A 12,067-nucleotide genomic window follows, 5' to 3' on the forward strand; every position below is an offset into this window, starting at 1 on the left:
GTCCGAAGGATTTTGCGCTGAGACAAGGCGGCAAGCGAAGGAAAGGAAGGAGCATACTGAGGTATGTGACTGACTTTACGAGAGCAGCCAACGCAGTATCAGCCCAAAAGACACAGGACAGAGCACAGGAATTTGCCTGGCGGCTGTAGCGCGGTGGTCCCACCTGACCCCATGCCGAACTCAGAAGTGAAACGCCGTAGCGCCGATGGTAGTGTGGGGTCTCCCCATGTGAGAGTAGGGAACTGCCAGGCATCAAATAAGTGAAGAGGCCATCCGAAAGGATGGCCTTTTTGCGTTTCTGCGTTGCACAAACTAATCCCCCACAACGTACTGCTTATACGGTAAACTACCTGCGTTTTTGCATCAGGATAGCGCCTATGAACCACTCCCTTAAGCCCTGGAATACCTTTGGTATTCAACGGAATGCTAATCACATTGTACGCGCCGATACGGCCCAGCAACTGCTGGATGCATGGCAACGCGCAACAGAAAACAACGAACCCGTACTGATTCTGGGCGAAGGCAGCAATGTCCTGTTTCTCGATGATTTTGCCGGGACGGTCATTATTAACCGCATCATGGGAATTGAGGTCGAAGAGTGCGCCGATAGCTGGCGTTTGCGCGTAGGTGCCGGCGAAAACTGGCATCAACTGGTGCAATATACCCTCGAAAAAGGGATGCCGGGACTGGAAAACCTGGCTCTCATCCCGGGCTGTGCGGGATCATCGCCCATTCAAAATATCGGTGCGTATGGCATCGAACTCAAACACGTGTGCGACTATGTCGACTGCATTGAGCTGGCGACCGGTACGGCTCAGCGTTTAACGGCAGAGCAGTGCCGTTTTGGCTACCGTGACAGCATCTTCAAACATGAATATCAGGATCGCTACGTCATTGTCGCTGTGGGCCTGCGTCTGTCCAAAACCTGGCAGCCGGTGCTGACCTATGGTGATTTAACGCGCCTCGATCCGGCAACCGTCACCCCTCGCGATGTGTTTGACTCGGTTTGCCATATGCGCATGACCAAACTGCCCGATCCCAAAGTAAACGGAAATGCCGGCAGTTTCTTCAAAAACCCGGTCATAAGCAGCGAAAACGCGAAAGCATTGCTGGCTAAATGGCCTACTGCCCCGCATTACCCGCAGGCGGATGGCAGCGTGAAGCTGGCCGCAGGGTGGCTTATCGATCAGTGCCAGTTAAAAGGTACTGCCGTGGGCGGCGCAGCGGTTCACCGTCAGCAGGCACTGGTGCTGATCAATCAACACGATGCGACCAGCGACGACGTGGTGCAACTGGCGCACCATGTGCGTCAGCAAGTGGGTGAGAAATTTAACGTCTGGCTGGAGCCGGAAGTCCGCTTCATTGGTCGTACGGGTGAAGTGAATGCTGTGGAGGCTATCGCGTGAAGGACAATACCATCCCGTTAACCCTGATTGGCATCCTTGCCGACGGTGAGTTTCATTCTGGCGAGCAATTAGGTGAGCAGTTGGGCATGAGCCGTGCTGCCATTAATAAACATATTCAGACCCTCCGCGACTGGGAGGTTGATGTCTTCACCGTGCCCGGAAAAGGCTACAGCCTGCCGGAGCCTATTCAGCTCCTGAATGAAGAACTCATCCGCAGCCAGATAGGGCAGGGTAACGTGGCCGTATTGCCGGTCATCGATTCGACAAACCAGTATCTGCTGGAGCGGATAGGCGAGCTGGAATCAGGGGATGCCTGCGTTGCAGAGTACCAGCAGGCCGGGCGCGGCCGTCGCGGGCGTAAATGGTTCTCACCGTTTGGCGCAAACCTCTATCTTTCCATGTACTGGCGCCTTGAGCAGGGGCCTGCCGCCGCAGTGGGTCTGAGTCTGGTGATTGGTATCGTTATGGCGGAAGTTCTGCATGAACTTGGTGCGGATAAAGTACGGGTAAAATGGCCAAATGACCTTTACCTGAACGATCGTAAGCTTGCCGGTATTCTGGTCGAACTGACGGGAAAAACTGGCGATGCGGCGCAAATTGTCATTGGTGCCGGTCTCAATATGGTAATGAGAAATGTGCAAAGCGATGTGGTGAATCAGGCGTGGACCAACCTGCAGGAAGCGGGGATCACCATCGATCGCAACACGCTTGCCGTGCGTATGATAAAAGAGCTGCGTACCTCCCTGTCTCTCTTTGAACAGGAAGGGCTGGCATCGTTCCTGTCTCGCTGGGAAAAACTCGATAACTTTATCAACCGACCGGTGAAACTGCTGATTGGTGATAAGGAGATCTACGGTATCTCTCGCGGCATTGATGCACAGGGTGCCCTGCTCCTGGAGCAGGATGGCGTCATCAAGCCCTGGGTGGGCGGTGAGATCTCCCTGCGCAGCGCTGAATAAATGAGTATGCGCCCTACAGGATATTCCGCGAGCCTGAAAATGCTCGTCTGGCTCGCGGAACAATAATTCCCTCTCCCCGAGGGGAAGAGGGTCTGGAGAACTTACTGCGGATAAGGTACCCAGTCTCCGCCGTTCAGGCGAACGTACGGTTTGTTCTGGTACTGAATGACAACCGCATTCGCATTCTCTGACACTTCCGCGGTTTGCGGCAGATTGCTGGTGAGCTGATCCCAGTTCACGCTATCTTCCACAAACAGCTTACCATCGACCGCGCGGGCCACAAGCTCAGAGATGGCCAGATAGCTGACTGGCTGAGTGATCTCAATCGGTGCGCCCTGATGCGGTGCCTTCATACCAAAGAATTTAATCCCGGCAGGCACGTTGGTAATGGACGGGCTGGGGATATCGCGCAGGCCGGACACCTGCATTCTGTCGCCTTTCAGCGCCCCACCGTGCTCCGGAACGACAACCACCATCACTTTACGGCCAGATTTTTCCAGCTCAGTGAAGAACGCATCCAGCTCATCAAAGAACTTCTGCGCACGCACTTTGTAATCCGCCGTTTTGCTCACGCCCGGGAAATGGTTACCGTCGTGAAGGGGCAGGGTGTTATAGAACGTGGCGCTGCGCGGATTGCTGTCTTTTTCAATGGTCTGCAGCCAGCGCTGTAGCACGGCGGTATCGTCATAGACTGGCGAGCCGTCGAAGCCCAGCAGCGTGACCGGCAGCCCGGTTTGATCCATCAGCGGTGCCTGCATACCCCCTTCTTCACGTACCTCTTTCAGGAAGTTACCGAACTGACCGTTATGCCCCAGCATCAGATGCTGCGTAAAGCCCAGTTTCGCCAGGTTATCGAACAGATAACACTGGTTGCCAGCGGGCTGATACAAATTCTTGTGCGATGGCTGGCCGCAGCTTGCTCGCAGCAGGCGGATGGCCGCCGGGCCGCTGTACGAGGTGGCAGAGTTAAAGTCTTTAAACTGGATATCGAAATGCGACCACAGCGGGTGCGACATTAAACCAGCCGCATCAACGTCAGCCCAGGAGAGGGAGCAGATGTTAATTACCAGCAGTTCAAACGGCTGAGCATCCGCCGGGAGTGCATCCGGGAATTTAGTCTGACGCTTATCTTCCGCGGTGTAGAAGCTGGAAAGCCAGGCATTCAGGTTGGTTGAGGTCGGCGGTGCGGTCTGCGCTGGAATATCGCCCACCACCGGCGTGTCGCCAGCCGTGGCAACGGTTGCTGCCGCGCTTCCTCCGGTGGTGGTCACCGTGCTGGTCGGTTGACCGGCAGGCCACAGGGAAAAACTTGGCCCTGCCAGCGTCAGAACGTTCAGCCAGATCATAATGGCAACGACAAACACCGTGACGCGGATCCACTGTGACAGAAACAGCCAGGCAACCAGCAACACAAAGACCGCGCCAATCATCTGCCAGTTAATAAAGCGCTCGGTCAGGTCGAGGATATAGCTGGCGCTAAACCCGGCGACCTGCGACCCCTGGCTCATGATGCTGTCCGGCCCCGGCAGCCAGGTATCATGCCAGAACAGCGCAAAACCCAGCGGGATGGCAACCCAGTGACGCAAGCGATGCAGCCTGATATTGGGCAGCGGCATCAGCAGGAAGGCCATAAACACCAGGTTCAGCAGAGGATGGAAGTTCAGATAGCCAGCCCACAGCAGACCAAACTTCACCAGAAAGTAGAAGTTCCAGCCGGAAAGGCCGCGCCAGTATTGCCACAGAGGCGATGGTGACGAAGCGGTATAAGTTGAGTTAGTCATGTTTTCGGTCTGCCTTGACGTGTGTTGCCCGTGTCAGTGTTCCGGCTGGTTTGACATAGCGAGGTTTGCCAAACGCCATTCTGGCCGTATCGCGAATACGGCGCAGTGAATGGCGTGCATAATAACCAAGCGGGAAAAAGATCAGCGCACAGAATACAACCAGTTGAATGATATCGCTGATATTCATGATGGTGCGTTCTCCCCATTCTCAGTTAATAAGCGAAGGGGTTCCGGAACCCGACGCCAGATATGGCCGTCATGCCGTGCATTGAGGATCGGTTTGACATCGCTCGTGACAGGTAGCGGTTTCACCCAGTTTTCAGGCGCGAGGGCACGCATCTGCACCAGCTCAGCGCTGATCAGATTGTCTTCGAACCAAATCATACGGTTTGAGAAAATATCCCCGGTAGGCAGCGGGAAGATATGGTTCAGCGCGGTATCGAGATCGTTCACCCGACAAAAAGACAAAAACAGAACCAGGCGGTTGTCGCCAATCGTCATGATGTCCCCGGTACGGTTCGGGCGGCATAAGGTGAGCGCCTGTTCCACGCGGATCCCCGGTACAGGTCGCAGGGCAACCATTACCCCTTTCCCGTCTGCAGGAAGCAGCGTGTTGTTCATCATGTTGCCAACGGCATCGCAGAAGGTATCCCATTTCTGATAACCACGCAGTTTCATCGGCTGCGTCATGGAAAGCAGCGTGGAAATATCTTCCGGTACGTGGCGGTTGAACTGCTGCCCCTGGACACTTTCGATAAGCGTCAGGCAGCGTGACAGAGGGGCATTCCACGGGATAACCATGTTTGCGCCACAGCCCAAAAGCAGACGTTCGTCCGTGGCACGCAGGCTGGTATTGTTTTCGCGTACCACAATTTTTAACGCGCTGCCGCGTTGACGACGTAAGGTATGAATTTGTCGTGCCAGCATTTCAATCTGGTTGTTCTGCATCAGCGAGAAAACAAGGGTTGCCGCCTGCGTCGTGCGGGCTTCATGAAAAAGCGCTTCATTGGACTCAAACAGGGACCAGTTTTCAGACAGCGCGGGCGCCCCCTCCAGTACCGCAATATGGCTCAGGATCCGTTTTTCATCGCTGCGCGGTTGCACCACGGTTTCTTCTTGCTGGGCAAGGTGCCACTCGCCGTCAATATGTTTAAGCGTAAGCTGCTGTCTGGCGCTCACGCCTTTTTCATTACACCAGAATGCAATATCGTAGAGATAGCTGCCCGCCTGGTCGCGTAGACTCGCCAGGCCGAATAGCGAGCGATACTCCGCCATTAAAAGTGAGAACAGCTTATCGTTATTACTGCCGGGATTGATTATCAATAGCGTGCAATTTTGAAATTTTGCCCATTTATTGATTTTTTCCAGCCACTGCAGCAGTTTCTCCGTCGGGATATTTTGCAGGGCGTTATGTGAACATTTAAGAATCAATAAAAAGCGGTCTGGATTGATGGAACACTGAATGTCGCGGGACAAATAGTATAGACTATCTGCTTCCGACGGCATGGAAAACAAGCGTACCGTCTGTGGACCGCGGTCTCGCTCAAGCGTAATAATTTGCTTCGGGTCTTCGCCCATACTAATGACAGCGACCCGGGAGTCCTTACCCTGCGCGGCAATTGTCTGGTTTACCAGACTGATAGCATCTTCATTACGATCCGAATTAACCCACCAGACTCCTCCGACTGGCATGTGGCGCAATTCGTCCCATAATGACTGGATGCCAATAGAAAATATGGAGTCCACGGTGTCCCTCTTTTCGTCTAATTTATCTGTATATCAGTTTACTAGCGAAAGCGTAGAAATAAACCTAACATTGAAATTAAAGAGCATCAGATTTAGCATGTAAATGAAATTTCACAGGGCAGGAAGCCTCGCGACTTCAGAGAGTAAAACGATACTCAAAGGGATGGAAAAAAATGGATAATAACGAACCCGGAACCCCAGTCGATTCGACCCTGGGTTACACATTCCAAAACGATTTTCTGGCGCTGACGCAGGCCTTTTCTTTACCTGAAATAGATTACACCGATATTTCCCAGCGGGAACAGTTGGCTGCGGCTATTAAACGTTGGCCGTTATTAGCTGAATTTACCCAACAACAATAAGGGAGCCATTGATGGCCATACTCGGATTACAGGGCGTCCGTGGTGGAGTGGGTACAACATCCGTTACCGCGGCGCTGGCGTGGTCATTACAGCTTTTAGGTGAATCGGTGCTGGTGATTGACGCCTGCGCCGACAATTTGCTGCGTATGTCATTTAACGTCGACTTTACCCGTACAGAGGGTTGGGCCCGCGCGTTGCTTGATGATAAAGACTGGCGTGATGCGGGTCTGCGTTACACCTCCCAGCTCGATCTCCTGCCGTTTGGTCAACTGACCACGACAGAGCGTGAGAATGAAGCCGCCTATCAGCGTTTATTTTCGCAATTCACACTCGCGCTGCAGAGCCTCAAAGAAAAAGGCCATTATCAGTGGATCCTGCTGGATCTGCCGCACGGTGCCGGCACGCTGACCCGACAGCTGATTGCCCAGTGCGACCACGTGCTCTCCATTGTGAACGTCGATGCTAATTGCCATATCCGTTTACATCAGCAGGGGTTGCCCCAGAATAGCCATATCCTGATTAACGATTTACGCATTGGCAGCCAGATCCAGGACGATCTGTATCAGGTCTGGCTGCAAAGCCAGCGTCGTCTGCTGCCGATTGTGATCCATCGTGATGAGGGGATGGCGGAATGCCTCGCCTCCAAACAGCCACTTGGCGAGTATCGTAGCGATTCGCTGGCGGCAGAAGAGATCCTGACGCTGGCGAACTGGTGTCTGCTGCACTTCGCCCAAGAGGCGGATCTTGCCAGGGGTACGGTATGAGTCGACTCGCCAGCTGGTTACTCATCCCGCCGGTTAGTTCGCGTTTAAGCGACCATTACCGGCATTATCGCCGGCATGGTGCCTCGGCATTTAGCGCCGCGTTCGGCTGTTTCTGGATGATTCTGGCCTGGATGTTCATCCCCCTCGAGCACCCCCGCTGGCAGCGCATTCGTGCGCGACACAGTGAATTGTATCCGCACATTAATCCTGACCGTCCACGGCCGTTAGATCCGGCGCGGTACATCATTCAGGCCATCTGGCTGGTGGTTACGTCGCCGCGGCAGGAGAAAAAGACGCCGCACTGGCGCAGCTTCAGCCGGGTCCAGCTTTTACGCGAACGCTATCATCAGTGGCTGGACAGGCTGCCTGACCGCGTGGGCGATAAGACCAGCCATCTGGATAACCATAAAGAACTCGGGCATCTGCACCCGGGTTTACGGCGTTTTATTCTGGGCGTGATTGTTGTCTTCTCGCTCATTCTGGCGCTGGTCTGTATCACGCAACCCTTTAACCCGCTGGCGCAGTTCACTTTCCTGATCCTGCTGTGGGGCGTGGCGCTGCTGGTGCGGCGTATACCGGGACGCTTCTCCGCCCTGATGTTGATTGTGTTATCACTGACCGTCTCCTGCCGCTATATCTGGTGGCGGTATACCTCAACGCTGAACTGGGATGACCCGGTCAGTCTGGTATGCGGTCTGGTGCTGCTGTTTGCTGAAACGTACGCCTGGATTGTGCTGGTGTTGGGCTATTTCCAGGTGATCTGGCCGCTCAACCGCCAGCCGGTTCCGCTGCCAAAAGATACGTCGCAGTGGCCGACTGTCGATCTCTTTGTGCCGACCTATAACGAAGATCTGAGCGTGGTGAAAAATACCATTTACGCCGCGCTGGGTATCGACTGGCCCAAAGATAAGCTCAAAATCTGGATCCTGGATGACGGCGGTCGGGCCGCGTTCCGTGAGTTCGCGCAAGAGGTGGGCGTTGAGTATATCGCCCGTACCTCTCACGAACATGCCAAAGCCGGGAACATCAACAACGCGCTGAAGTATGCGACAGGGGAGTTTGTCTCCATCTTTGACTGCGACCACGTGCCGACGCGCTCATTCCTGCAGATGACGATGGGCTGGTTCCTGAAAGAGAAAGCGCTGGCGATGATGCAGACGCCGCACCATTTCTTCTCGCCGGATCCGTTTGAACGTAACCTCGGCCGTTTCCGTAAGACCCCGAACGAAGGCACGCTGTTCTATGGCCTGGTGCAGGACGGCAACGACATGTGGGATGCGACCTTCTTCTGCGGTTCCTGTGCGGTTATCCGCCGTAAACCACTGGATGAAATTGGCGGCATCGCGGTTGAAACGGTTACCGAAGATGCCCATACCTCGCTACGCCTGCACCGTCGCGGCTATACCTCGGCCTATATGCGTATCCCTCAGGCGGCCGGTCTGGCGACGGAATCCCTGTCGGCGCATATCGGCCAGCGTATTCGCTGGGCGCGCGGAATGGTACAGATTTTCCGTCTTGATAACCCGCTGTTGGGTAAAGGCCTCAAGCTGGCGCAACGTCTGTGCTACGTCAACGCCATGTTCCACTTCTTATCCGGTATTCCGCGGCTGATCTTCCTGACCGCGCCGCTGGCGTTCCTGCTTCTTCACGCCTATATCATCTACGCGCCCGCGCTGATGATTGCGCTGTTTGTTCTGCCGCACATGATCCACGCGAGCCTGACCAACTCGAAGATTCAGGGCAAGTATCGCCACTCATTCTGGAGTGAAATCTACGAAACGGTGCTGGCCTGGTACATCGCGCCGCCAACGATGGTGGCGCTGATTAACCCGCATAAAGGCAAGTTTAACGTCACCGCGAAGGGGGGCCTGGTGGAAGAGGAGTATGTCGACTGGGTGATCTCCCGTCCGTACATCTTCCTGGTGCTGCTGAACATTGTGGGGGTAATTGCCGGTATCTGGCGCTACTTCTACGGTCCGGAAAACGAAATCCTGACGGTGTTCGTCAGTATGGCATGGGTATTTTACAACCTGATTATCCTTGGCGGCGCAGTGGCGGTGTCGGTGGAAAGCAAGCAGGTACGTCGCGCGCATCGTGTTGAAATCAGCATGCCTGCGGCGATAGCCCGTGAAGATGGTCATCTCTTCTCCTGTACCGTTCATGACTTCTCCGACGGTGGTCTGGGTATCAAAATCAACGGACAGGCGAAGGTGCTGGAAGGGCAGAAGGTTAACCTGTTGCTTAAGCGTGGCCAGCAGGAATATGTCTTCCCGACACAGGTTGTGCGTGTGGCAGGCAATGAAGTGGGTCTGCAACTGATGCCGCTGACCAGGAAGCAACATATTGATTTTGTGCAGTGTACGTTTGCCCGCGCGGATACGTGGGCTCTCTGGCAGGACAGCTTCCCGGAAGATAAGCCTCTGGAAAGCCTGCTGGATATTCTGAAGCTGGGGTTCCGTGGCTATCGTCACCTTGCAGAATTTGCCCCGTCGTCGGTGAAAATAATTTTCCGGTCACTTACTTCGCTGGTTTCCTGGGTCGTGTCGTTCATTCCTCGTCGTCCTGAGCGGGATGAGGCGAAGCAGGCGGACCCGGTTATGGCTCAACAATGATGATAACGCGATGAAAACAAAACTTTCCTGGTTATGTGCAGTGGCAATGGGGATGAGTACGCTCCCTGCAACAATGGCTAACGCAGCGCCTGATAACGCCGCGGCCACGCCAGCTCCTACGGTGCCTGTGGTGTCGCAAGCGACCGAACCGGTTGTCACCGCGGCGCCCGGTCAAACAGAAAATCTCGTTCCCAACCAGCCGACAGCGGGAAATACCCTGCCGGCCGACGCGCAGGTTGTGGGGCAGGTGATGCCGGGCGTTCCGGGGGCTAATGCGCCTGTTGTCACGGAGAGTGCCCCGTCGCGGGACGTGAAGCTCACCTTTGCGCAGATTGCGCCGCCTCCGGGCAGCATGGTGCTGCGCGGCGTCAATCCTAAAGGCGGCGTTGAGTTTGGTATGCGCAGCGATGAGGTCGTGTCGAAGGCGGTGCTGAACCTGGAATATACCCCTTCTCCTTCGCTGCTGCCGACCCAGTCTCAGCTGAAGGTCTACCTGAATGACGAGCTGATGGACGTGCTGCCGGTCACCAAAGAGCAGTTGGGTAAGAAAACCCTGGCTCAGGTGCCGATCAACCCGCTGTTTATCACCGACTTTAACCGTATCCGTCTGGAATTCGTGGGCCATTACCGTGACGTGTGCGAAAACCCGGCCAGCAACACGCTGTGGATGGATGTCGGGCGTAACTCATCGCTGCAGATGACCTACCAGTCGCTGGCGCTGAAAAACGATCTCTCCGCGTTCCCGGTGCCGTTCTTCGATCCGCGTGATAATCGCCCGTTAAACCTGCCGATGGTCTTTGCGTCCTCACCGGACGTCACGGAGCAACTGGCAGCGACCATCGTGGCCTCCTGGTTCGGCTCCCGTTCCGGCTGGCGCGGGCAGAATTTCCCGGTTATGTATGACAAGATCCCTGACAGAAATGCCATCATCTTTGCGACCAACGCGAAGCGTCCTGCTTTCCTGCGTGAGCACCCGGACGTAAAAGCGCCGACCATCGAGATGATAAGCCACCCGGATAACCCGTATGTGAAACTGCTGGTGGTTTTCGGGCGTGATGAGAAAGACCTGGTTCAGGCGGCAAAAGCGATTGCGCAGGGGAATATCCTGTTCCGCGGCAGCAGCGTGGTTGTCGATGAGGTCAAGCCGCTGCTGGCACGTAAACCTTATGACGCGCCAAACTGGGTACGTACCGACCGCGCCGTCACCTTCGGGGAGCTGAAAACCTATGAAGAGCAGCTACAGTCGACAGGGATTGAGCCGTCTCCTGTCAGCCTGTCGCTGAACCTGCCGCCGGACCTGTATCTGCTGCGCACCACCGGTATCGATATGAACCTCAACTATCGTTACACCGCGCCGTCAACCAAAGACAGTTCGCGCATGGATATCAGCCTGAATAACCAGTTCCTGCAGTCGTTTAATCTGATGAATAATCAGGAAACGAACCGTCTGCTGCTGCGTTTGCCGGTACTGCAGGGGCTGCTGGATGGTAAAACCGATGTCTCCATCCCGGTGCTGAAGCTCGGGGCGGTAAACCAGCTGCGCTTTGATTTCCAGTACATGAATCCAATGCCGGGCGGTTCGGTGGACAACTGCATCACCTTCCAGCCGGTGCAGAACCACGTCGTGATTGGCGATGAATCGACCATCGACTTCTCGAAGTACTATCACTTCCTCGCCATGCCGGATCTGCGGGCATTTGCTAACGCGGGCTTCCCGTTCAGCCGTATGGCGGACCTGTCTGAATCCATTGTTGTGATGCCAAAAGCGCCAAATGAAGGGCAGGTGACGACTCTGCTGGACACCATGGCGACCGTAGGCGCGCAAACGGGCCTGCCGGCGATTAACGTTACCCTGACGGATGATGGCACTCAAATTCAGAACAAAGATGCGGACATCATGGTGATCGGTTCCATCCCGGATAAGCTGAAGGATGAGAAGCGTATCGATCTGCTGGTTCAGGCAGCCCAGTCCTGGGTTAACACGCCGCTGCGTCAGACCGAGTTCCCGAGCATCATGCCGGATATCAACGATCGTAAAGCCAGCGCGCAGACGGCTGTCACGTCTCAGGGGGCGATGGCGGCCGTGGTCGGCTTCCAGTCACCGTATAACGATCAGCGTAGCGTGATTGCCATGCTCGCAGACAGCCCGCGTGGCTACGAACTGCTCAACAGTGCGATGAACGACAGCGGTAAACGTGCCGCGATGTTCGGCTCTGTGTCGGTGATCCGTGAGTCGGGCGTGAACAGCCTGCGCGTAGGCGATGTGTACTATGTAGGGCATCTGCCATGGTTCGAACGTCTGTGGTATGCGCTCTCTAACCATCCGATTCTGCTCGCTATCCTGGCCGCCGTCAGCGTGGTGCTGCTGGCCTGGGTGCTGTGGCGTCTGCTGCGTATCATCAGCCGTCGTCGCCTGAATCCGGATCATGAGTAAGAT

General features: G+C 55.3%; 9 protein-coding genes and 1 rRNA gene. 7 read left to right on the top strand and 3 right to left on the bottom strand.

Features of this window, described 5'->3' with window-relative positions:
- The first annotated feature begins 135 nt into the window (after positions 1-135).
- The 3 genes from rrf to birA all read left to right on the top strand — a co-directional run bounded on the left by rrf (position 136) and on the right by birA (position 2,365).
- A 5S ribosomal RNA gene (rrf, locus tag PUZ33_RS21650) occupies positions 136-251 on the top strand.
- A 126-nt stretch (positions 252-377) separates the two neighbouring features.
- Positions 378-1,406 carry a UDP-N-acetylmuramate dehydrogenase gene (gene murB / locus PUZ33_RS21655; RefSeq protein ID WP_058680820.1) on the top strand — a complete coding sequence of 343 codons (1,029 nt, stop codon included), beginning with the start codon at positions 378-380 and terminating at the stop codon, positions 1,404-1,406.
- Positions 1,403-2,365: a bifunctional biotin--[acetyl-CoA-carboxylase] ligase/biotin operon repressor BirA gene (gene birA / locus PUZ33_RS21660; protein ID WP_062676752.1), complete on the top strand. Its 963-nt coding sequence runs from the start codon at positions 1,403-1,405 to the stop codon at positions 2,363-2,365. Before murB ends, birA begins: the two co-directional genes overlap by 4 nt.
- Positions 2,366-2,466: 101 nt before the next feature.
- On the opposite strand, the gene bcsG is transcribed toward birA, so the two are convergent.
- From bcsG to bcsE, 3 genes are read right to left on the bottom strand one after another with little or no spacing between them, the layout of a single operon-like run.
- Complete coding sequence (bcsG, locus tag PUZ33_RS21665; protein WP_013099223.1) at positions 2,467-4,146, bottom strand: cellulose biosynthesis protein BcsG; 1,680 nt, start codon at positions 4,144-4,146, stop codon at positions 2,467-2,469.
- On the bottom strand, positions 4,139-4,336 hold the full coding sequence (gene bcsF / locus PUZ33_RS21670; protein ID WP_028027931.1) for a cellulose biosynthesis protein BcsF: 198 nt from the start codon (positions 4,334-4,336) through the stop codon (positions 4,139-4,141). The genes bcsG and bcsF overlap by 8 nt, the downstream gene beginning before the upstream one ends.
- Positions 4,330-5,892, bottom strand: a complete 1,563-nt coding sequence (bcsE, locus tag PUZ33_RS21675) for a cellulose biosynthesis c-di-GMP-binding protein BcsE (protein WP_058650545.1) — start codon at positions 5,890-5,892, stop codon at positions 4,330-4,332. The genes bcsF and bcsE overlap by 7 nt, the downstream gene beginning before the upstream one ends.
- A gap of 173 nt (positions 5,893-6,065) precedes the next feature.
- Between bcsE and bcsR the strand changes: the two genes are divergently transcribed.
- Genes bcsR through bcsB form a run of 4 tightly spaced genes read left to right on the top strand, consistent with a single transcriptional unit; the run spans position 6,066 to position 12,064 of the window.
- Complete coding sequence (gene bcsR / locus PUZ33_RS21680) at positions 6,066-6,254, top strand: cellulose biosynthesis protein BcsR (RefSeq protein ID WP_013099220.1); 189 nt, start codon at positions 6,066-6,068, stop codon at positions 6,252-6,254.
- An 11-nt stretch (positions 6,255-6,265) separates the two neighbouring features.
- Positions 6,266-7,018 (top strand): cellulose biosynthesis protein BcsQ, encoded by a 753-nt coding sequence (bcsQ, locus tag PUZ33_RS21685; protein ID WP_058680821.1) that lies wholly within the window; start codon positions 6,266-6,268, stop codon positions 7,016-7,018.
- Positions 7,015-9,630: a UDP-forming cellulose synthase catalytic subunit gene (gene bcsA, locus PUZ33_RS21690; RefSeq protein WP_029883686.1), complete on the top strand. Its 2,616-nt coding sequence runs from the start codon at positions 7,015-7,017 to the stop codon at positions 9,628-9,630. Before bcsQ ends, bcsA begins: the two co-directional genes overlap by 4 nt.
- A 10-nt stretch (positions 9,631-9,640) precedes the next feature.
- On the top strand, positions 9,641-12,064 hold the full coding sequence (bcsB, locus tag PUZ33_RS21695) for a cellulose biosynthesis cyclic di-GMP-binding regulatory protein BcsB (protein WP_058680822.1): 2,424 nt from the start codon (positions 9,641-9,643) through the stop codon (positions 12,062-12,064).
- Positions 12,065-12,067: the final 3 nt, after the last annotated feature.

Source organism: Enterobacter cloacae complex sp. 2022EL-00981, assembly GCF_028737495.1.
Classification (GTDB): domain Bacteria; phylum Pseudomonadota; class Gammaproteobacteria; order Enterobacterales; family Enterobacteriaceae; genus Enterobacter; species Enterobacter cloacae.

What these genes read in the sequence shown, in the direction of transcription:
- murB (WP_058680820.1), top strand. Translation starts at nt 378, where the DNA reads ATGAACCACTCCCTTAAGCCCTGGAATACCTTTGGTATTCAACGGAAT.
- bcsG (WP_013099223.1), bottom strand. Translation starts at nt 4,146, where the DNA reads ATGACTAACTCAACTTATACCGCTTCGTCACCATCGCCTCTGTGGCAA.
- bcsR (WP_013099220.1), top strand. Translation starts at nt 6,066, where the DNA reads ATGGATAATAACGAACCCGGAACCCCAGTCGATTCGACCCTGGGTTAC.
- bcsQ (WP_058680821.1), top strand. Translation starts at nt 6,266, where the DNA reads ATGGCCATACTCGGATTACAGGGCGTCCGTGGTGGAGTGGGTACAACA.
- bcsA (WP_029883686.1), top strand. Translation starts at nt 7,015, where the DNA reads ATGAGTCGACTCGCCAGCTGGTTACTCATCCCGCCGGTTAGTTCGCGT.
- bcsB (WP_058680822.1), top strand. Translation starts at nt 9,641, where the DNA reads ATGAAAACAAAACTTTCCTGGTTATGTGCAGTGGCAATGGGGATGAGT.